General features: G+C 68.5%; 14 protein-coding genes. 6 read left to right on the plus strand and 8 right to left on the minus strand.

The window, feature by feature from the left end; all coding sequences use genetic code 11:
* Positions 1-35 precede the first annotated feature (35 nt).
* The 6 genes from HY049_02755 to HY049_02780 all read left to right on the plus strand — a co-directional run bounded on the left by HY049_02755 (position 36) and on the right by HY049_02780 (position 7584).
* On the plus strand, positions 36-1949 hold the full coding sequence (locus tag HY049_02755) for a protein kinase (GenBank protein ID MBI3447832.1): 1914 nt from the start codon (positions 36-38) through the stop codon (positions 1947-1949).
* A gap of 90 nt (positions 1950-2039) precedes the next feature.
* Positions 2040-3371, plus strand: a complete 1332-nt coding sequence (locus tag HY049_02760; GenBank protein MBI3447833.1) for an outer membrane protein transport protein — start codon at positions 2040-2042, stop codon at positions 3369-3371.
* Positions 3372-3390: 19 nt separating this feature from the next.
* Complete coding sequence (locus HY049_02765; GenBank protein MBI3447834.1) at positions 3391-4176, plus strand: hypothetical protein; 786 nt, start codon at positions 3391-3393, stop codon at positions 4174-4176.
* A complete protein-coding gene (locus tag HY049_02770; GenBank protein MBI3447835.1) occupies positions 4173-5561 on the plus strand; it encodes a hypothetical protein in 1389 nt (462 codons plus the stop codon). The genes HY049_02765 and HY049_02770 overlap by 4 nt, the downstream gene beginning before the upstream one ends.
* Positions 5562-5617: 56 nt before the next feature.
* Positions 5618-6049, plus strand: a complete 432-nt coding sequence (locus tag HY049_02775; GenBank protein MBI3447836.1) for an acyl-CoA thioesterase — start codon at positions 5618-5620, stop codon at positions 6047-6049.
* 212 nt (positions 6050-6261) lie between these two features.
* Positions 6262-7584, plus strand: coding sequence for a fructose-bisphosphatase class II (locus HY049_02780; GenBank protein MBI3447837.1), 1323 nt, complete (start codon positions 6262-6264; stop codon positions 7582-7584).
* A gap of 9 nt (positions 7585-7593) precedes the next feature.
* Here HY049_02780 and HY049_02785 read toward each other — a convergent pair whose 3' ends face one another.
* From HY049_02785 to HY049_02820, 8 genes are all read right to left on the minus strand, one after another.
* Positions 7594-9051, minus strand: a complete 1458-nt coding sequence (locus HY049_02785) for a class II fructose-bisphosphate aldolase (GenBank protein ID MBI3447838.1) — start codon at positions 9049-9051, stop codon at positions 7594-7596.
* Between the two features lie 119 nt (positions 9052-9170).
* On the minus strand, positions 9171-12137 hold the full coding sequence (locus HY049_02790) for a choice-of-anchor B family protein (protein ID MBI3447839.1): 2967 nt from the start codon (positions 12135-12137) through the stop codon (positions 9171-9173).
* A gap of 248 nt (positions 12138-12385) precedes the next feature.
* Positions 12386-14188, minus strand: a complete 1803-nt coding sequence (locus HY049_02795) for an Rne/Rng family ribonuclease (protein MBI3447840.1) — start codon at positions 14186-14188, stop codon at positions 12386-12388.
* Positions 14185-15273: a rod shape-determining protein RodA gene (rodA, locus tag HY049_02800; GenBank protein ID MBI3447841.1), complete on the minus strand. Its 1089-nt coding sequence runs from the start codon at positions 15271-15273 to the stop codon at positions 14185-14187. Before rodA ends, HY049_02795 begins: the two co-directional genes overlap by 4 nt.
* On the minus strand, positions 15239-17134 hold the full coding sequence (mrdA, locus tag HY049_02805; GenBank protein MBI3447842.1) for a penicillin-binding protein 2: 1896 nt from the start codon (positions 17132-17134) through the stop codon (positions 15239-15241). The genes rodA and mrdA overlap by 35 nt, the downstream gene beginning before the upstream one ends.
* Positions 17131-17601 carry a rod shape-determining protein MreD gene (mreD, locus tag HY049_02810; protein ID MBI3447843.1) on the minus strand — a complete coding sequence of 157 codons (471 nt, stop codon included), beginning with the start codon at positions 17599-17601 and terminating at the stop codon, positions 17131-17133. The genes mrdA and mreD overlap by 4 nt, the downstream gene beginning before the upstream one ends.
* Positions 17598-18422: a rod shape-determining protein MreC gene (gene mreC, locus HY049_02815; protein ID MBI3447844.1), complete on the minus strand. Its 825-nt coding sequence runs from the start codon at positions 18420-18422 to the stop codon at positions 17598-17600. The genes mreD and mreC overlap by 4 nt, the downstream gene beginning before the upstream one ends.
* Positions 18423-19448 carry a rod shape-determining protein gene (locus HY049_02820; protein ID MBI3447845.1) on the minus strand — a complete coding sequence of 342 codons (1026 nt, stop codon included), beginning with the start codon at positions 19446-19448 and terminating at the stop codon, positions 18423-18425. It abuts the gene before it with no gap.
* Positions 19449-19455: the final 7 nt, after the last annotated feature.

A 19455-nucleotide genomic window follows, 5' to 3' on the forward strand; every position in this document is an offset into this window, starting at 1 on the left:
CTCACTCGCTCCCCGCCCTGCCGGGATAGGAGCCCATGGCGCTTCAGAAGCTCGGCAAGTACGAGATCGTCGGAGAACTGGGTCGCGGCGCCATGGGCGTCGTCTACAAGGCCTTCGATCCGGTCCTCGAGCGCGAGGTCGCTCTCAAGACGATGATGGCGTCCATGAGCGGCATGGACGCGGAGAGCAAGGCCCGCTTCTACCGCGAGGCCCGCTCGGCGGCCAAGCTCACCCACCGGAACATCGTCACCATCTACGACATGGGCGAGGAAGAGGGAATCCCCTTCATCGCGATGGAGTTCCTCGACGGGGTCGACCTGCACAAGAAGATGAAGCGCGACGGCCCGATGCCCCTCAAGGAGGGGCTCAAGATCACCAGCCAGATCCTGCACGGCCTGAACTACGCGCACCAGTTCCAGATCGTGCACCGCGACATCAAGCCCGCCAACGTCTACATCCTGAAGAACGGGACCGCGAAGATCCTCGACTTCGGCATCGCCAAGCTCGCCAGCTCCGAGATGACGCGCACGGGGATGGTCCTGGGGACGGTCGACTACATGTCGCCCGAGCAGATCCGCGCCGACAAGATGGTGGACGGGCGCTCCGATCTCTTCTCGGCGGGGGTCATCCTCTTCGAGATGATGGCGGGGTGCAAGCCGTTCCCCGGCGAGACGATCACGCAGGTCATGTTCAAGATCGTCCACGATTCGCCCGGCGAGATGCCCACGGAGCGGGAGCTCCCGCCGAGGCTCGTCGCCATCTCCCGCCGGGCGCTCGAGAAGGACCCCGCCGTCCGTTTCCAGACCGGCGAGGACTTCGCGAACGATCTCGAGGCGGTGATTCGCGACATCGACGCCGAGCTGACGACGGTCCGCCAGATGGCGCCCGCGAGCCTCGACCCGCGAGCCGGCATCTCGAACGCGCGGCGGCTCTTCGAAGGAGGCTCCTTCATCGAGTCGGCCGCGATGCTCCGCGAGGTGCTGAAGAAGGATCCGGAGAACCGGGAGGCGACGGCGCTCTTCACCGTCGTCGAGCGCCGCCTCGGCGGCAGCGACAAGACGGTGATGCTCGACGGCGAGGGGGCGCAGAAGGCGTCCGGGTCCTCGGGGTCCGGGGCGCGCTCGGGGAGCATCGAGCAGATCCTCGCCGAGATTGAAGAGGAGCGGAAGACCGGGCACGACCCGGCCCGGAGCGACGCCGGCAATCCCAACCTGACGCTGAGGCTCGACGATTCGGGGCCGCAGCCCGCGCCCCCGGTGGCGGCGAAGCCGCAGACGCAGACACCCTCGCGCCCCGCGCCCCCTCCGCCGGTGAGCCCGGATCGTCCCACCGAGCAGTTCACCCCTCCCTCCCGCGCCGTCAGCAGGCCGGAGCCCCTCCCGAAGGGGGAGAGGAAGACGGAGGCGAAGCCCTCCCCGACCGCCACGCCGAAACCTGCCGCCATGAGGCAGCCCGCCGCTTCGCCGGCCGCGGCGCGCTCGCCCCTGCCGATGATCCTGGGCGGCGCCGCCGTCCTCGCGCTCATCGTGGGGGTGGTGCTCTACATGAGGAGCTCGAAGCCCGCCCAACCCTCCGTCACGACGATCCCTCAGAGCGCCCCGTCGGGGGCCCCCTCCGGGGCGCCGCCGGCGTCCACGGGCGCCCCGGCCGCGGCGACGACCGCGGGGTTCCTCGCGATCGACGCCGAGCCGTGGGCCGAGGTCACGGCGATCCGCGAGGCAGGCGGGGGGAAGGCGACGGCGCTGCCGGCGGAGGCGGGGCACGCGGGACCGACGACCCCCCTCGTCGTCCCTCTCCCACCGGGCCGCTACGAGGTCGTCCTCAGGAATCCCGAGTTCCAGGAAGTGACCCTGCGCGACGTGCAGATCGCGCCGGGGGAGTGGACCCGAAAGCACCAGATGATGCCCGGATTCTCCTACAAGTCGAAGATGCCGGCGGGAGTTCCTTGAGCCGGCGCCGACGATTCGAGTTCACACGGCCCATCCCATCGGTTGGACGACGGAGTCCAGAGGGGCCCAGGAAACCATGGAGGCAGATGCATGAGAAGTGAAACGCGATTCATCGCCCGGGCGGCCGCCCTGACGCTCGCCGTGCTCCTCGCTGGATCGGCCGCGCTCTTCGCGATCACCGACGAAGAGGTCTTCCGCGACTTCCGGTTCAACCTCAGCAACCCGGGAGCGCGGTCGATCGCGCTCGGCGGCGCGTTCATCGCCGTCGCCGACGACGCGACCGCCTCGCTCGCGAACCCGGCCGGCCTGATGCTCCTCGCGCGCCCCGAGTTCTTCACCGAGATCCGCGACTCGAAGGCCGACTCGTCGTCGATCCAGCAGGCGTTCGGCGGCGGCCAGGGAATCGTCTCCACGACCGATCCGCGGGCGACCTTCGGCCCGTCGTTCATCTCCTACGTCTACCCGTGGAAGCGCTTCGCGGCCGGCATCTCGCGCCTCGAGCTCAACACCACCAACAACAACACCTCGAACGCGTTCGCGCTGTCGTTCGACCCGAACAACCCGTCGAACCTCTTCGTCCTGGGCGGGCGCGGATCGATCCAGTCCGACCTCTCGGTCTGGAACGTCTCCGGCGCGGCCAAGATCACCGACAAGATCTCCGTCGGCGCGACCGTGGCCATCGGCGTCCTCAGCCTGCGCTCGAGCGTCACCAACACCCTGACCGACAGCAGCGACCCGAACAGCCCGACCTTCAACATCCCGCAGACGCTCTACACCACCGACATCAACTCCACCGACACCGACTTCGCCTTCAACGCCGGAGTCCACTGGCGCCCGTGGTCGAAGCTCTCCTTCGGCGCCGTCTACCGCGGCGGCATGAAGTTCAAGGTGGCGGAGACCGTCGCCAACGACGGATTCTTCGGGGGCGGCTTCGCGGCGTCGCTCGGGAGCCCGCTGAGCACGACCTTCAACACCCCCGACAGCTGGGGCGCGGGCGCGGCGTGGCGGCCGCTCGCGGCGCTCACCGTCTCGCTCGACTGGGTGCACATCAAGTACTCGCAGCTCCTCGACGGCTTCCAGTCCGGGCTGAACGTGCTGACGATCTTCGACCAGCAGGCGAAGTTCACGATCCACGACACCGACGAGTTCCATCTCGGCGGCGAGTGGGTCTTCACCGCGGGATCGGTCCCGTGGGCCGTCCGCGGCGGCGCGTACAGCGAGCACAACGCCCGCGTCTTCGCGGACTTCAAGAACGGGCAGTCGAGCTTCTCGAGCAACGACTCGTTCCCCCCGCGCGACGTCGTCACGCACTACACCGTCGGCACGGGCGTCGTCGTCAAGGACCGGTTCCAGATCGACGCGGCGGCCGACTTCTCGAAACTGGCGAATGCCTATGTCGTCTCGACGATCTTCCGGTTCTGACCCGCGGCGTCACGCCGCGGTGACGATCTGGCTCCTCGGGGCCGCGATCTGGGCGTCCGTCCTGCCCGCCGTCGCGGCCCCTCTCCCCCAGGCCTCGCCGACGACGCCGGGCTCGCCTCCCTGGTACGAGGCGTACCAGAGGGCGGTGGCCGACGCCGAGCTCGAGAACTGGGAGGGGGTCGAGGCGAAGATCGATCAGGCCCTCAAGCTCAACGCGAAGTCGGAGAGAAACGTGCGCACGTACGGGATGTGGCACGCGTCGTACATCCCGTACTACTACCTCGGCATGGCCCAGTACCACATGGGGAAGGGGAACGAGGCCCTCAAGAGCCTGCAGAGGGAGGAGGCGGCCGGCGTCGTGCAGCACGACCCTGTCGCGTACCTGAAGCTCCGGAAGATCTCGGACGCGATCGAGGCGGGGCCCAAGGCCCCGCCGTCCGCCGCCGCGACCTCGACGGCGGCTCCACCCGCCGCCTCGAAGCCGGCCACCGCCGCCTCGACGAAGGCCGACGCCCTCGTGGGCGGCCTGCAGGCCTTCTTCCAGGGTAACTACGACAGGTCGATCTCCCTCTTCCAGGAAGAGATGAAGCGCACGACCACCGACGATCTGACGCTCCACCTCTACCTCGGCATGGCCTACGCCGGCAAGGCGTCGGAGCAGCCGGGGCAGAAGGAGATCTGGCGGAACCTCGCCATCCTCGAGTTCCAGCGCGTGCACGCGCTCGACTCCGCGTACACGCTCGCCTCTGGGGTCTTCTCGGAGGAGATGGTCGTGCTGTTCAACGAGGCGCAGAAGAAGAAATGAAGGCCGTTCGCGTCGCCGCCGCCGTGCTTTTCCTGCTCGCGCTCGCCCTCCCCTCGCCCGCGTTCGCGGGATGGGAGTCGAGCTACAAGGACGGCAAGGCGGCGTACGACGCGGGCGAGTACGCGAAGGCGATCAAGCTCCTGAAGGAGGCGATCGACGCCAAGGGGGACGAGAAGGCCAACGCCCTCAAGTCCAGCGGCATGTTCTTCGAGTCCTACCTCCCGCACTACTACCTCGGCATGGCGCTCTTCCAGAAGAAGGACTTCAAGGGCGCCATCGACGAGCTCAACGCCAGCGAGGAGGCGAAGGTCATCCAGAAGTCGAAGGACCTCTTCGCCCAGCTGAGGCAGACGCGCACCGCCGCCGAGGCCGCCGCCGCGGCGGGCGGGGCGCCCCCCCAGGTCGCGCAGAACACCCCTCCCCCCCCGGCGGCGACACCGCCGAAGGAGACTCCCCCCGAGACGGTGAAGGAGACGCCGAAAGAGACGCCCCCTCCCGTGAAGGAGGCGCCGAAGCCCGCCCCCATTCAACCCGTCCCGATGGGCCCCGACCCCGCCCTGACCTCCGCCCTCAACGCCGCGGCGGCCGACATCGCGGCGGCGCAGAAGTTCGCCGTCGACAACGCGAAGTACCTCGACGACGGCGAGAAGCGCCATCTCGACACCCTCGCCACCGACATCCGCGGCGGGCAAACGCCGGCCGCCGTCGGCGCGAAACGCCAGGAGCTCGACCGCGCGATCGCCGAACTCCGCGGCAAGAGCGCCGAGCGGAAGAAGGCCGAGGACGATCGCCTCGCGCAGCAGAGGAAAGATCAGGAGGCCCTCCAGGCGCGCGCGGCGCAGAACAAGGCCCTCGCCGACGCCGTGGCGAAGGCCAACCCCGTCTTCACCGAGGCCGAAGGATTTCTCGCCGACAACCGCACGAACCTCGCCCCCGCCGACGCCCAGAAGATCCAGGGGCTCCTGGAAGGGGCGCGCCGCGGCGCGACCCCCGACGCCGTCACGAAGAGCGCCGCCGAGCTGAAGGGGGCGGTCAGCGCCGCGCGCCGCTCCCTCGACGATCGGCGCGCCGCCACGGCGCGAGAGGCCCAGGCCCAGTACGGGCGCGCCGTCGAGGCCTACTTCAACGGCCACTACGACGACGCGCTCCCCGCTCTTCTCCAGGCGAGCGGCGGCCTCCCGAAGGACGCGACGCTCAAGGGGATGCTCGGGTCCACCTATTACAAGAAGTACCTCCTCTCGAACGGCGCCGACACCCTCTCGAAGCAGCAGGCCGAGGAGGCCTTCCGCTCGGCGGTGTCGGTGGATCGCAGCTTCTCGCTCGACCCCCGCTACTTCCCGCCGAAGATCGTCGCGTACTTCAAAGAGGTCACCGGCCGGAGGTGAGCGAAGCTCAGCCGCCCGTTCCAGCTCCTCGCCGAGTTGACGACTCGCGCGTGGACATGACCGAGCTGGTGATGCCCGGCGACGCGAACGTCCTCGGAAACGTCTTCGGCGGCCGCGTGATGGCCCTCATCGACAAGGCGGCGGCGATGGTCGGCATCCGCCACTGCCGCTCGATCGTGGTCACGGCGTCGGTCGACAGCATCGACTTCATCGCGCCGATCAAGCTCGCCGACATCATGAGCTTCCACGCGCGCATCACGCAGGCTTTCCGGACGTCTTTGGAAGTGCGCGTGGACGTCCACTGCGAGGATCCGCGCTCGGGGCGGCGGCTGTTGGCGACCTCCGCCTTCGCCACGATGGTGAGCCTCGGCCCTGACGGGAAGCCCCAGCCCGTGCCGCCTCTCGTCCTCGAGTCCGACGCCGAGCGCGCCGAGGCGGCGGCCGCCGACAAGCGACGAGCCCTGCGCCTCGCCCGCCGCGGCGCGTGAGCATCACCGGGTCTCGGACCGAAATACCTCCTTCGCGGTTGTCGCCGGGGAATTCCTTCTCGCGGGAGGCCCGGCTCCTTGGGCCGGACGAAATCCATGCGTGGTCCGCTGGAGCGGGGGATCTCCTCGAGCTGTACGGGCTGACTCTTCTCGAGTGTCGAGTGATCCCGCTGCGGGAGGCGGTGCGTCCGGTGCGCGGGGAGTTGGAGACCGTGCATCGTCCCCGGCTCGCGGTGGCGGCCGCGGTGGCGGCGCTGGCGGTGACGGTGCGGGGCCGAGGGGCGCTGCTCGATCTACCTTCTGATCAACGCGCCGCGGCGAAGGAGTCGATCAAGGAGCGGAACGATCGCGCGGCGGCTTGCGCGCTGGCGGAGGGGCTCTTCTCGCTCGCCTCGGCATCGGATTCCGTCTGCGAGATCGCGATCGGCGAGGGGGTGCGAAAGAAGCCCGACGAGCGCGGGTCGAACCCGACGCTCTACGCGGGACAGAGGTTTGGCTCATCTGGTTCGGTCACGTACTCGGTGGCCGTCGATGCGGTCGAGGGAACATCCAAGAGCACGGTGGCGGAGGGCTCGTCCGGGTGCCTTTTCTACATCACGCCGGCGGCGATCCGGAGGGTGCCCGACCTCTACTTCAACCGGTGTCACCTGTTCGAGGTCCCGGGAGTGCACGTCGATTCGGATCTGGGGGAGATCCTGGCGGCGATCTGTCGGTCTCGCGGGGGGATCGACGTCTTCTCGCTCGATCGGCCGCGGCATCCGCACGCGCTGATGGCGTCGCTCGGGGCGAACGTGCGGACCGATGCGGACGGCGACGCCTTTCCCGTGGTCGCCACGGGACTTCGCTGGGGCGTCTTCCCGGACGACGGGCGGTGTCTCGATGGCGTCGTCGGGAACATCGGCGGCGCGGCGGAGGTGATCGCCTCGTCGGCGGCGGCGCATTACCTCGGTGTCCGATCGTCGGTCCGGTTCGCGGCCTCGTCGATCTCGCGGTGGGAGGATCGGTACGCGTTCTCGTCTTCGGATGTCGAGACGATTCGCGCCGCGGGTTTCGACGAGTCGGTGGTCTACCGGATCGAGGATCTCGTGCCGGGGATCGATTCCGCAGACGGTCTCTTCGTGGCGTCGGCGATCACAGACAACGCGCACATTCCTCTTCTCGACGCGGCGGTGTGGGGGTCGAACTTCGCGGAGGCCTCGGTGCTGATCGTGGGCGCTTCTGGGGAGGCTTCGATTTTCCGGCTGTCATTCGGATTCGCCTCGGCGGACGCCGCCGCACGGCGGCTCACGCCGATTCTGGACGGGCTGCTCGCGTTGCCGCCAGAGGAGATGAAGCAGTCGATCCGGCAGGCGCTCAGCTCGCCGAGCGGCGCGAGGCGGCTGAGGCACGAGTTTCAGTCGACGTACTACCGGTACTTCACGGAGGAGGGGGGCCGATTCAAGTTGGACCTGGCTTCGACCGACGATGGGGAATCGCATCATGCGATCCGGTTCCTGCGCACACTCGTAGAACTGGCGCCGGAGTGGCTCGGCTGAATCCGGCGATCAATCCTCCGAGATCGCCCCTGAAGGCCCGGTTTCGATCGGCGCGGCCGACTTCGCCCCCGCCCTCCCCGACCCCGGCGGCGGCATCCTCACCTCGATCGGCTTCACCCACTTCGCGACAGTGGCCGCCCCGCCGTCCACGCGGAGCTGCTTGAAGAGGAACTCGAACTTCGCCTCGAGCGTCGCCCGCATCGCCTCCCGGATGGACGAAGGCAGCCCCCAGAGCTGAGCCTTGAACGGACCCCAGGTCCTCTTCCGCGCCTTGTAGTTGAACTGCTCGTCGGTCATCCCGGCCTTCCGCTCGTCGGCGCAGTGCACCCCGCACCACGCGTACATCTCCGCCCGAAGCTCCTTAGGCAACGCCGGATGATCGAAGAGGATGTTCTGGAACTCCGTCGCGAGATGGACCTCCGCGGCCCCGGCCTCCGGAAACTTCCCGAACGCCTCGGCAGGCAGAGTCGAAGCCCCGTGCTGCACCGACCCCGCCATCCCGTACTCTCGGCGCGCGATGTCGGTGATCGAGCGAAGCACGCCAAAATCCAGAGCGACCTTCGCGACGGTGCCGTCCGCCAGAGGCACCCCGCCGTGTGATGTCCCCGTTTGAACCGAGATCTTGCTGGGCCCCCGAACGCCCCCGAGCCGCGCGAACTCGGCCGAAAACCCGGACATGAAGGTACGGAACTCCTCCGGCGTCGAGTTCTTTCCGCCGACCTCTCCGATCTCGGCGCCGATGGAGATGACGACCCCCGCCGGCTGCCTCTTCCTCACGAGAGCCCCCAGGCCCGCCGCCTCCGTGAAGTTTTCCCGCTGCTGCTCGACGAGGGACGGGCGATCGAGGATGACGAGCGTCGACGAATCAATGTCGATGTTGTAGAAGCCGGCCGCTACCGCATCGACCACCAGCGCGCGAAGGGCCGTGAGCTCCCCTTCCCGCGACGCCCCGCCGGCCTGGTACTTCTTGGGCGAAACCTGGAAGTGATCCCCCTGGATGAAGAGGGGGCCGGTGAGCCCCTCCCGAAGCGCCGCCGCGATGACGACCGTCGCGTACTCGGCGGGCTTCTGGAAGGTGTACCCCATCTCCGAGCGCGCCAGCTCGAAGACGACCGGCCCGGCCGAGAGCTTCTTCATCGTGCGGACGACGGCGCGCGCGCTGTCGTAGGCGAGGCCGCGGAGGTTCAACGCCGGGGTCGTGAAGCCCGAGGCCTCGCCCCGCCCCATCGCGTCGTAGAGAGGCTGGATCGACGCGGGGACGAGACCCCGTAGCCTCGCGAGCTCGTGGATGAGCCAGCGCGCGGTCTCCTGCTCGTCGTCCGAGCCGAAGACCGCCTTCTCGACGAGGCGATCGATCACCTCGCCGGTGAGGGCCTTCGGATCGGTGAGCGAGACGTCCCACGCCGCCGAGACGGAGACGATGTCCTTGAACGAGTCGATGAGCGCGCGCGCGCCGCCTGATGACACGGAAGCCCCCTTTGGCGATGTGGTGATCCGGAGGACTCGCCCCGAGGGGCCGTCCCGGAGGCGGCGATCCTATCGCAACGCGGCCGGCAAAGACCAGCCGCGTTGCGAGGGGCCGCCCATCAGTTCTGGGTCTGCCCCGAAAAGAAGGGGAACGGCGCGGGGCAGCGACGGATCACGACGCGCTCGGCCCCGGAGGAGGCGTACCCGGGACTGCCCTCGTTCCCCTCTTCGGGGGTGACCGCGGGGTTCACGGTCAGCGTGGAAACTTTCGTCATGACGTACACGAACGCCGTTCCGGGAAGCGGCGTCGCGGTGTCCACCGCGTGCGGCGTAGCCACCCGCTCGAAGCAGTCCGCGTCGGCGAGCGACGTCGAGCCGTCCAGCGTGGCGCGATAGACGTGATAGGCACCCTGCCCCGCCTCGGCCTTCCATCGAAGATCGATCCCCGGTGTCCCCTGCGCGCTCCCGTCGTACACCTCGACGCCGGCAATGAGGCCGTCGTCCCCGTCGCAGGCGTCCCCTGCGCCGTCCGCGTCCCGGTCGTGCTGGTTGGGGTTCGCGGCGGTGGGGCAGTTGTCGAGGGCGTTGGGGACACCGTCCCCATCAAGGTCCGGATCGGAAACGTCGGCGATGCCGTCGTTGTCGTCGTCCGGATCGCAGACGTCTCCGAGCCCGTCCCGATCGTTGTCGGCCTGGTCGACGTTGGGCGTCGCCGGGCAGTCATCGCCGGCATCCCCGATGCCGTCCCCATCCGCGTCGGCCTGGAGCGGGTTGAACGCCGCCGGGGCGTTGTCATCGGGGGAGCACCAGCCGTCCTGGTCGGCGTCGTTCATCGCGTCGGCCGGGCAGAAATCGCACGCGTCGCTGATGCCGTCCCCGTCGGCGTCGGCGAGCCCCGGGAGGGCGCGGGCGTCGCAGGAATCGAGGACCTGGAAGTCGTCGACGCCGGCCTCGGTCACGTTGTCCTCGTTCCCCGTGTTGTTGTCGGAATCGCTCGCCAGGAACCGGACGCCGACCGAGGATGGGCGCGCGAGGACGGTCTGCACCGATCGATTGACCTCGCGCCACCGGGGTGTCGGCGGGGGAAGCATGTAATCCTGCTCGGGGATCCCGTCCTCGAGCGGAAACCAGGTCGCGAAGTAGTCCGTCGAAGCGTCCACGTGCCAGCGCTGCCTGGACGGGTAGGCTGAGTACCACGAGAAGTACGAGATCACGGGATGGTCGAGGTTCGAGATGTCGTAGAGCTGGGTGCGGAGCGTCGTCCTCCCGTGCTTCACGTCGGCGCTCACCGCGCCCCCGCCGGGCTCGCCCTGGCCGGTGACGAATGCCGTGCTGCCGCTCCCCGGAGTGTGATCGTCCTCCGGCTGCGAGGGGTCGCCCCAGTACAGGTGCGTGCCGATGGGATCCACGCGCTCCCAGGCGCCGTGCATCGCCGAATCGTCGTTGAGAGGGTTGACGAGCCACCCGGGATCGCTCTCCATGTCGAAGGCAAGGTACGCGGGAGCCAGGCTCAGGCTCACGCTGGCCGGCCGCTGCGGCGTTGCTTCGACTTCCTCCGAGACGGGGGTGAACCCGAGCTTCGCGGCGCGCAGGGTGTAGACCCCTCGCGGCACCCGCGGCAGGGAGAAGATCCCGGCGGCGTCGGAGGTCGCCGAAAGAGCGGTGCCGGCGACGGTGACTTGCGCCCCTTCGAGCGCGTCTCCCGACGCCGTCGTCACGACCCCCGAGATCGAGCCCGCCGGAAGCGGCGTCAGCTCGATATCGACCGTCTTCCGCGGCCCGACCGCGGCCGTCGTCGAGACGAACCGCCCCCTGTAACCCTGCGCGATGGCGCCGAGCGTGACCGGCCCCGGATCGGCGTCGAGGGCGTAACGGCCCCCTTCATTCGTCGACACGGGCCGGTTCTCGCCGATCCGGCGCACCGAGGCCCCCGGGATCGGCAGCCCGCTGACGGCATCCCGCACCGTTCCGGTGAGGATGCCGTACTGCCCCGTGAACGAAAGGACGAAGAGGCCATCCTCGTAGTCGCTCATCAGGATGTTCCCCGAGGGGAGGTACGGGTACACGCCGCGGGTGCCGGGGGGGACGTTCTGGTCGTCGCCGACCTCCTCCGGCGGCATCTGGTCGTAGAAGCCGACCTCGACGGGCATCGTCGGGTCTGCGATGTCCACGATGCGCAGCCCGTCCTCGGTCCACGCGCAGTAGGCGAGATCCCCCTTCACGCGGACGTCGCGGATCGACGTGTGGAAGCGATGATCGGAGTTGGGGCCGACGAAGCTCGACACCCTCGACGGCGCGTTGGGGTTCGACACGTCGTAGATCGAGAGGTATCCGCCGCCGTCCTTGCGAAAGTCGGCCGCGAGGAGATGGCGGCCGTCGTCGGTCACGGTCACGTTCCAGGAATATCGAAGGGGCTCCGGAAGGGTGCTGAGCACGGTGGGCCGCGAGCGGTTCGTGATGTCCAGGATCTGCACGTTCCCGTCGTAGACGTTCGACGAGAATAGGAGGTTGCCGCGCACGTGGCTCGCGTAGGTCGGGATCGGGAGCGGGATCCCGGCAAACAGGCCGAGGTCCACGGGATGGATCGGGTCGGCGAGGGAGATCTCCTTGACCCCTCCCGTGCCGCCGGCCCCGAGCCCGCTCACGAAGATCCGATCCTGCGAGTCGACGAACAGGGTGTCCCCGGAGTTGAAGGACTGCGTGTACGTGCCGACGAGGCTCACCGTCCCGGGGAGCCCCGCGAGATCGATGATCTGGAGCCCGCCAGGGTCGCTGTACACCCTCCCTGAGCTGTAGGCGTAATGGCCCGCGGTCCTCACGTCCCGGAGATCGAGGCCGACCGCGGTCCCCGAAACGTACGCGCGCTCCACGGGATTGTCCGGGTCGGTCACGTCAACGACCATCGTCCCCGTGTATTCGCCGAGCAGGGCGTACTCGCGTCCCGCGGCCGCGTATCCCCAGATTCCCGCGTACTCGGCGTGCGGGGCGAGGCGCGAGTGGAAAATCACCCTCTTCGAACTCTGCGCCGCTGCCGGGGCGGCGAACCCGATCAGTGCCATCGCCAGGATCGCGAGCGTTCGTCTCATGGCCTCACCCCCACTCGCCTCGCCGGTCGGGAGAGCGGCGGGCGAACCGGCCGAATTGTGACTCGAGAAATCGAACGGATGCGGAAAGCTCCGGAGCGAGCGCCTAGCGTGCGACACTTACCGTGAGCCACGATACGCGTCAAGGGGAATAATTGCCACCGACCTGCTGCCGTAGCAGCAAGCCTGGCGGGCACGAGGGAGGCCGCCCGCCCGATCGAGCTTCGACCGGGCGGGCGACGGTTCGGGAGCTAGACGCTCACGATGTCGTAGTGTTCGTGGTGCAGCGACGGATCGGGCTTGATGACCAGCTCCGTGCCGTTCCGCGAGCCGAGCCCCTCGAGGAGCACCCCCCTCTCGAGCTCCATCTCGGCCGCCACCTCGGGGTTCGCCCGGATGACGAGCTTCTTGCCGTCCATGCTCGGCGCGAGGCGGCGGATCTCCCGCTGGACCTCGAAGAGCACGGTCGGGTTCGACTTCACCTTCCCGGTGCCCGTGCAGTACGGGCACGAGCGCGTGAGGAGCCTCTCGAGAGACTTCTTCGTGCGCTGCCGCGTGATCTCCACGAGGCCGAAGTCGCTGATCTGGAGGACCTTCGTGCGGGCGCGGTCCTTCATCAGCTCCTTCTCGAAGGCCTCGTTGAGCTTGCGCCGGTTCTTCCGGTCCTCCATGTCGATGAAGTCGACGACGATGATGCCGCCGAGATCGCGGAGCCTCAGCTGCCGCACGATCTCGCCGACCGCCTCGAGGTTGGTCTTGAGGACCGTCTCCTCGAGGTTGCGCCGGCCGACGAACTTCCCGGTGTTGACGTCGACCGCGACGAGCGCCTCGGTCTGGTTGATGACGATGTAGCCGCCGGACTTCAGCCACACCTTGCTCTTGAGCGCCTTGTCGAGCTCGGCCTGGACGCCGTACTTGTCGAAGACCGGCAGCTCCTCGTCGTAGTAGTGGACCTTCTTCACGTCGGCCGGATCGAAGAGGCTCAGGAAGTCGACGGCCTGCTTGCGGGCCTTCGGGCTGTCCACGACGACCTTGTTGACCCCGGCGTTGAAGTGGTCTCTCAGGATCCTGAGGAGCGGGTCCATCTCGGCGCGCACGAGCGCCGGAGCGACGACCTTCTCCGCGTTCTTGCGGATCTCCTCCCAGATGCCCGTGAGGAACTTGACGTCCCCCTCGAGCTCCTCCTTGCCGGCGCTGTCGGCGACGGTGCGGATGACGAAGCCCAGGCCGTGCTTGCGCGCCTTCTCGACCGCCTTCCGGAGGCGCGCCCTCTCGCGGGCGTCGCCGATCTTGCGGCTCACGCCGACGTGATCGACCTGCGGCATCAGAACGAGAAAGCGGCCCGCGATCGTCACGTAGCTCGTGATGCGCGCGCCCTTCGTGCCGATCCCCTCCTTCGTGACCTGCACGAGGAGCTCCTGCCCTTCCTTGAGGAGCGCCTGGATCGGCGCGCGGCGGTCGGGCTTCGGGACGTCCTTGCGGATCTCGTCCCCTCCCTCGACGTCGTCGAGGTTCAGCGGCCCCTCGTAGTCGTCGAACCCCGGCGAGATGTCGCTCACGTACAGGAACGCGTCGCGCTCCAGGCCGATGTCGACGAACGCCGACTGCATGCCGGGGAGGACCTTGGAGACCTTCCCCTTGTAGACGTTGCCGACGACCCCGGGCGCGTTCTCGCGCTCGATGAAGATCTCGGCGAGCGCCCCCTTCTCGAGGATGGCGATCCGGGTCTCGCGCGACGTGTCGTTGACGACGATCGTGCGCTCCGGCCCGGCGCTCTTCAGCCGGCGCTTCTGCGAGCGGCTCGGCTCGGGCTCGTCGAGCTCGGCCTCCACCTCGACCACGGGCCGGGGCTCGATCCCCTCGTCCCCCTCGGCCGGCTCGGGGAGCAGCTCCAGCACCGGCGTCGAATCGTCGGGCTCGAGCGCCTCGATCGGAATGGGCTGCTCTTCGGTTCCGTTCTCCCCGTTGCCGGGAGCCTTCTGCGAGGTTCCCGCCGGGCTCTTTCCACCACGACCGCGCCCACCGCGGCGGCCGCGTCTTCTTCTTCTCTTCAATTCACCAGACATCGCATTCTCACATTCAGGACCAGCCCGAGCGCCCCGACAGACGTGACGAGGGACGATCCTCCATAGGACATGAGGGGCAGCGGGATGCCGGCCGTCGGCATCAACCCGAGTATCACCCCGATATTGATAATTATCTGCGACCCCAGCAGCGCGGCGACGGTCATGCACAGGAAGAGCCCGAGTCTGTCCCGGGCGGCCCTGGCGCTCGCCACGCAGCCGTAGAGCAGAATACCGTAGAGCAGCAGCGCGGAGGCCGTGCCCGCGAAGCCTATCTCCTCGGCAAGGACCGAGAAGATGAAATCTGTGTGCCTGTCGGGAAGGAAGTTGAGCTGGGCCTGGCTGCCCTCGCCCAGTCCCTTCCCGAGCAGACCGCCCGATCCCACAGCGATCCGCGATTGGAGCACCTGCCAGCCGACCCCTTTCGGATCGAGCCCGGGCTCCAGGAAAATCATCACACGCTCCTTCTGATAGGGCTTGAGGAGAAGCCAGAACGCGGGGACGCAGAGAACGCCCAGGAGCATCACCGCGATGATCGTCTTCCAGCGCACCCCCGACAGGAAGACCGCCACCCCCAGGAGAGGGAAGAACGGCAGCGTGCTTCCCAGATCGGGCTGCATCAGGATGAGCCCGACCGGGGCCGCGACGATCAGCCCCATCCCGGCGAGGATTCTCGGCGTCAGGCCGAAACCCTGCCGGGACGCGGCGTAGGTCGAGAGCAACAGGGCCGTCGTGAACTTCGCCGCCTCGGCCGGCTGGAAACGCACCGGCCCGAAGGCGAGCCACGAGTTCGATCCCCTCACCTCGGTCCCCGCGACGAGCACGATGGCGAGGAGAACGAGGCTGCCGAGCCAGAGCGGCAGCGAGAGGTTCGACCAGATCTGGTAAGGGACCGCGACGACGAGGGCCAGCACCGCGAGCGCCGCCGCGCATGAGTACGCCTGCTTGCGGAAGGGCTCGTGGTCCTCGTAGACGGTGGCGGTGTAGACCATGAGCAGACCGAGGGTGATGAGGGCCGCCATCGCGCCCAGGAGCGCCCAGTCAAAGCGCCCGCGTGGCGGTGCCTGCAGGACCAACCGCAACCTCCGTCGTCGCGGGATGGCCGGGGGCCTTCCGCGTCTTGTCGTAGTAGATCTGGAGCACGTCCTTCGCGATCGGCGCCGCGGCGTCCCCGCCGTGGCCGCCGTGCTCCACGAGGATCGCGAAGGCGACCTCGGGTGATGAGTAGGGCGCGAAGCCGACGAACCACGCGTGATCGCGCTGCTCGGGCGGGAGCTCCAGCTCGTTCTTCACGCCGACGGAGGCCGCGACCACCTGCACGGTCCCCGTCTTGCCGCAGATGTCGAAGCCCTTGATGAGAGCCCTCGTCCCGGTGCCCGCCTCGTGGACGACGCCCCACATCGCGCGCCGGATGACGGCCAGGGTCGACTCCGAGAGCGCCTCCCCGTGCGGCTCGGGAAGGGAGCCCGTCCCCATCTCGCCGCCGAGCCGGAAGGTCGGCGACACGAGCCGGCCGTCGGTGGCCAGCGCCGCCTCGGCGATCGCCTGCTGGATCGGAGTCACGAGGATCGGCCCCTGGCCGATCGAGACGGAGATCGTCTCGGACGGGTACCAGCGATCGTGGTAGACGCGCTGCTTCCAGGTCTCGTCCGGGACGAGGCCGGGCTCCTCGGTCCCGAGGCCCAGTCCCGTCGGGCTGCCGAGCCCGAACCGGCGGGCCATCGCGGAGATCTTCTCGATGCCGAGCCGCTTGCCGACGTTGTAGAAGAAGACGTCGCACGACTTGATGATCGCCTCGTTCAGGTCGACCGCGCCGTGCCCCTTCTTCTCGTGGCAGTGGAAGATGCGCCCGTAGAACTCCGCCTGCCCGGGGCAGAAGAAGGTCGTCGAGGGGTCGATGACCCCCGCCTCGAGCGCCGCCGCGGCGACGATCATCTTGAACGTCGAGCCGGGTGAGTACGACGACTGCGACGCGCGGTTCTGCAGCGGGTGCCCCGGATCCCCGATGAGGGCCCGCCACACCGTCCGGTTCAGCCCCGTGACGAAGAGGTTGGAGTCGTACCCGGGGCGCGACGTGAGGGCGAGGATCTCGCCGGTGCGCGTGTTGAGGAAGACGGCCGCGCCGGCCCTGTCGCCGAACGAAAGGTCGAGGCGGCGCTGCATGTCGAGATCGATGGAGGTCCGAATGTTCTCACCGGGCTGCGGGAGGTTCCCCGAGGGAAGCTCCCCCACCTCGCGGCCCACGCTGTTCACGATGACGTCGCGGTACCCGCGCCGGCCCCTGAGGCTCGAGTCGAAGTACCGCTCGAGCCCCGCCTTGCCCACGAAGTCGCCGCGCCGCGCGTCGGGGACCCTGCCCGTCGACAGATCGCTCGCGGACACCTCGCTCACGTAGCCCACGAGGTGCGCGCCGCTCGCGCCACCCTCGTAGTAGCGCCGATCGTCGATGCCGATCGAGACACCGGAGAGCTCCGAGCGCCGGGCTTCGACGTAGGACACGGTGCCCAGATCGACGTCCTCGGCGAGGACGATCGGCTCGTACTTGAACCGGCGCGCGGCCGCGCGGTAGTAGATGCCCGCGATCTCCTGGGGGGTCCGGCGCATCACCGGCGAGAGGATCGAGAAGGCCCGGGTGAGATCGCGCCCCTTCTCGCGATCGAGCACGACGCTGAACGAGAGGCGGTTCCTGACGATGACCTGCCCGTTCCTGTCGAGGAGCGCCCCCCGCGGCGCGGGCACGTCGAGATGCCGGACCCGGTTCTCCTCGGCCATCGTCCGGTACTTGTCGCTCTCGACGACCTGGAGGTACCAGAACGCGAAGAGGAAGCCGACGAGGACGGCCGCGAAGACCCACCACAGGACGGCGATCCGGGCCGAGAGGGTCTGCTCCTCGACGTGCTCCTGGAAGCCTTTCGTGTGGCGGAAGTTCTGGGTCAAACGGCTTTCTCTCTGCGAAGAAGTTGGAATGCGGTCCAGCCGACGGCCGTGTTGCCAAGGATGCCGGCGAACAGTTCAGGGAGGGGCGGAAGGACGAGTTGCCTTCCCATCACGACGAGGGTCAGAAGGTCCAGAAGCCTCACGGCGAGTGTCCCGCCGGCGATCACCAGGAGCTGGGAGAGCGGTCTGGTGAGGACGAATCGATTTCCGGCGGCTCCGACCACGTAGCCCGTGAGCCCTCTCGCCACCGAAGCGGCTCCGAGGAGGCTCCCCGTCAGGCTGTCCTGCACGATTCCCACTCCGGCGCCAATCAGCAGCGCCGCGACGGGCCCGCGGTCGAGGCCATAGTATAGGACCACGAGCAGTGGAAGATCAAAGAAGATGGCGCTCGAGGGCCAGAGCGACGAGACGAAGAGTTGCCCGAAGAGCGTCCCCAGCAGCGCCAGACCTCCCCAAACCCACGTCACGGCTGGATTTCTCCCTGGCCCTGGTCGGGGTTGACGCGCGTGAGCACGAGGAGTTCCTCGAGCCTGTCGAAATCGACCCTGGGGACGACCGTCACGATCCGCATGAGCCCTCCCCCCGCCCGGACCTCGCCGACGACGCCGACCGGGAGACCGCGGGGGTAGATCCGGTCGAGTCCCGACGTGAGGAGGAGATCGCCCGTGCGCACGTCGTCGATCGTGGAGACGTAGCGGAGCTCGAGGAGGGGATCCCCCCTGCCCATCAGCACCCCCTGCACGCGGGTGCGCTGCACGAGCACGGCGATGCCCGCCGAAGCGTCGGTCAGCAGCTGCACCTTCGACAGGCTCGACCCGGCGGACCACACGCGGCCGACCACCCCCTGCGAGTTGATGACCGGCATGTCGGCGACGACGCCCGAGCCGGTGCCGCGGTCGATGAGGCACGTCTTCGTGACCGAGCGGAAGGAGTTGGCGACGACGGTGGCCGCGACCGTGGGGACCGGCAGGCTCTGCTTCAGATCGAGGAGGGCCCGAAGCCTCGCGTTCTCGAGCCCCTCCTCCTCGAAGCGCTGCCGCTGCAGCTCGAGCGCGGCGATCCGCTCCTCGAGATCGCGCACGCGGCTCGGGCTCTCGGCGCCCGTCACGGCGCTGACCGCCTCGGCGGTCCCCGCGACGGCCAGGTGCGCCCCCCTGAGGAAGGGCGAGGCCGTGCGCAGGAGCAGCCCTTCGACCCTCGAGAGAGGTCCTCCCCGCACCTGTCCGGCCATGAGCCCGAAGAGAGCGACCAGGACGATGACGAGGACGACGGCGGGCCGGCGACTCATCTAGTCGATCGAGACCTTTCTCAGCAGCGTGAAGTCCGTGAGCATGCGCCCCGTGCCGAGCACGACCGACGAGAGCGGGTCGTCCGCCATCGACACCGGCAGGCCCGTCTCCTCCCGGAGCTTCTTGTCGAGGTTCTTCAGCAGCGCGCCGCCCCCGGTGAGGACGATGCCGCGGTCCACGATGTCGGCCGACAGCTCCGGCGGCGTCTGCTCGAGGGCCACGCGCGCGGCGTCGACGATCGCGTTCACCGTCTCGGCGAGCGATTCGCGGATCTCCGAGTCGGTGATGAGAATCGTCTTCGGGATCCCGTCGACGAGATCGCGCCCCTTGATCTCGAGGCTCAGCTCCTCGTCGAGCGGATACGCGGACCCGATCTTGATCTTGATCTCCTCGGCGGTGCGCTCGCCGATCAGCAGGTTGTGCTTGCGCTTGATGTACTGGATGATCGCGTCGTCCATCTCGTTCCCCGCGACGCGCACCGTCCGCGAGTAGACGATGCCCGCCATCGAGATGACCGCGACGTCCGTCGTCCCGCCGCCGATGTCGATGATCATGTTGCCGGTGGGCTCCGTGATGGGGAGCCCCGCGCCGATCGCCGCGGCCATGGCCTCCTCGACGAGGTACACCTCGGTCGCCTTCGCGCGGAAGGCGGAGTCCTTCACCGCGCGCTTCTCGACCTGGGTGATCTCGGACGGGACGCCGATCACGATGCGCGGGTGCACGCCGAGCGAGCGGTTGTGCGCCTTCTTGATGAAGTAGTCCAGCATCTTCTCGGTGTGCTCGAAGTCGGCGATGACCCCGTCCTTCATCGGCTTGATGGCCACGATGTTGCCGGGGGTGCGCCCCAGCATCTCCTTGGCCTCCTTGCCGACCGCCTCGACCTTTCCCGTCTTCTGGTTCACCGCGACGATCGACGGCTCGCAGACGACGATCCCCTTGCCCTTCGCGAAGACGAGGGTGTTCGCGGTGCCGAGATCGATGGCCAGATCGTTGGAGAACAAACTGAGGAGCGACCTCAAGCCCATCCGGTGA

It is taken from the genome of Acidobacteriota bacterium (assembly GCA_016195325.1).
Classification (GTDB): domain Bacteria; phylum Acidobacteriota; class Polarisedimenticolia; order JACPZX01; family JACPZX01; genus JACPZX01.

Excerpts from the sequence above, each read along its gene's own strand:
- HY049_02755 (MBI3447832.1), top strand. The coding sequence starts at position 36 with ATGGCGCTTCAGAAGCTCGGCAAGTACGAGATCGTCGGAGAACTGGGT.
- HY049_02760 (MBI3447833.1), top strand. The coding sequence starts at position 2,040 with ATGAGAAGTGAAACGCGATTCATCGCCCGGGCGGCCGCCCTGACGCTC.
- HY049_02770 (MBI3447835.1), top strand. The coding sequence starts at position 4,173 with ATGAAGGCCGTTCGCGTCGCCGCCGCCGTGCTTTTCCTGCTCGCGCTC.
- HY049_02775 (MBI3447836.1), top strand. The coding sequence starts at position 5,618 with ATGACCGAGCTGGTGATGCCCGGCGACGCGAACGTCCTCGGAAACGTC.
- HY049_02790 (MBI3447839.1), bottom strand. The coding sequence starts at position 12,137 with ATGAGACGAACGCTCGCGATCCTGGCGATGGCACTGATCGGGTTCGCC.
- mreC (MBI3447844.1), bottom strand. The coding sequence starts at position 18,422 with ATGAGTCGCCGGCCCGCCGTCGTCCTCGTCATCGTCCTGGTCGCTCTC.
- HY049_02820 (MBI3447845.1), bottom strand. The coding sequence starts at position 19,448 with ATGGGCTTGAGGTCGCTCCTCAGTTTGTTCTCCAACGATCTGGCCATC.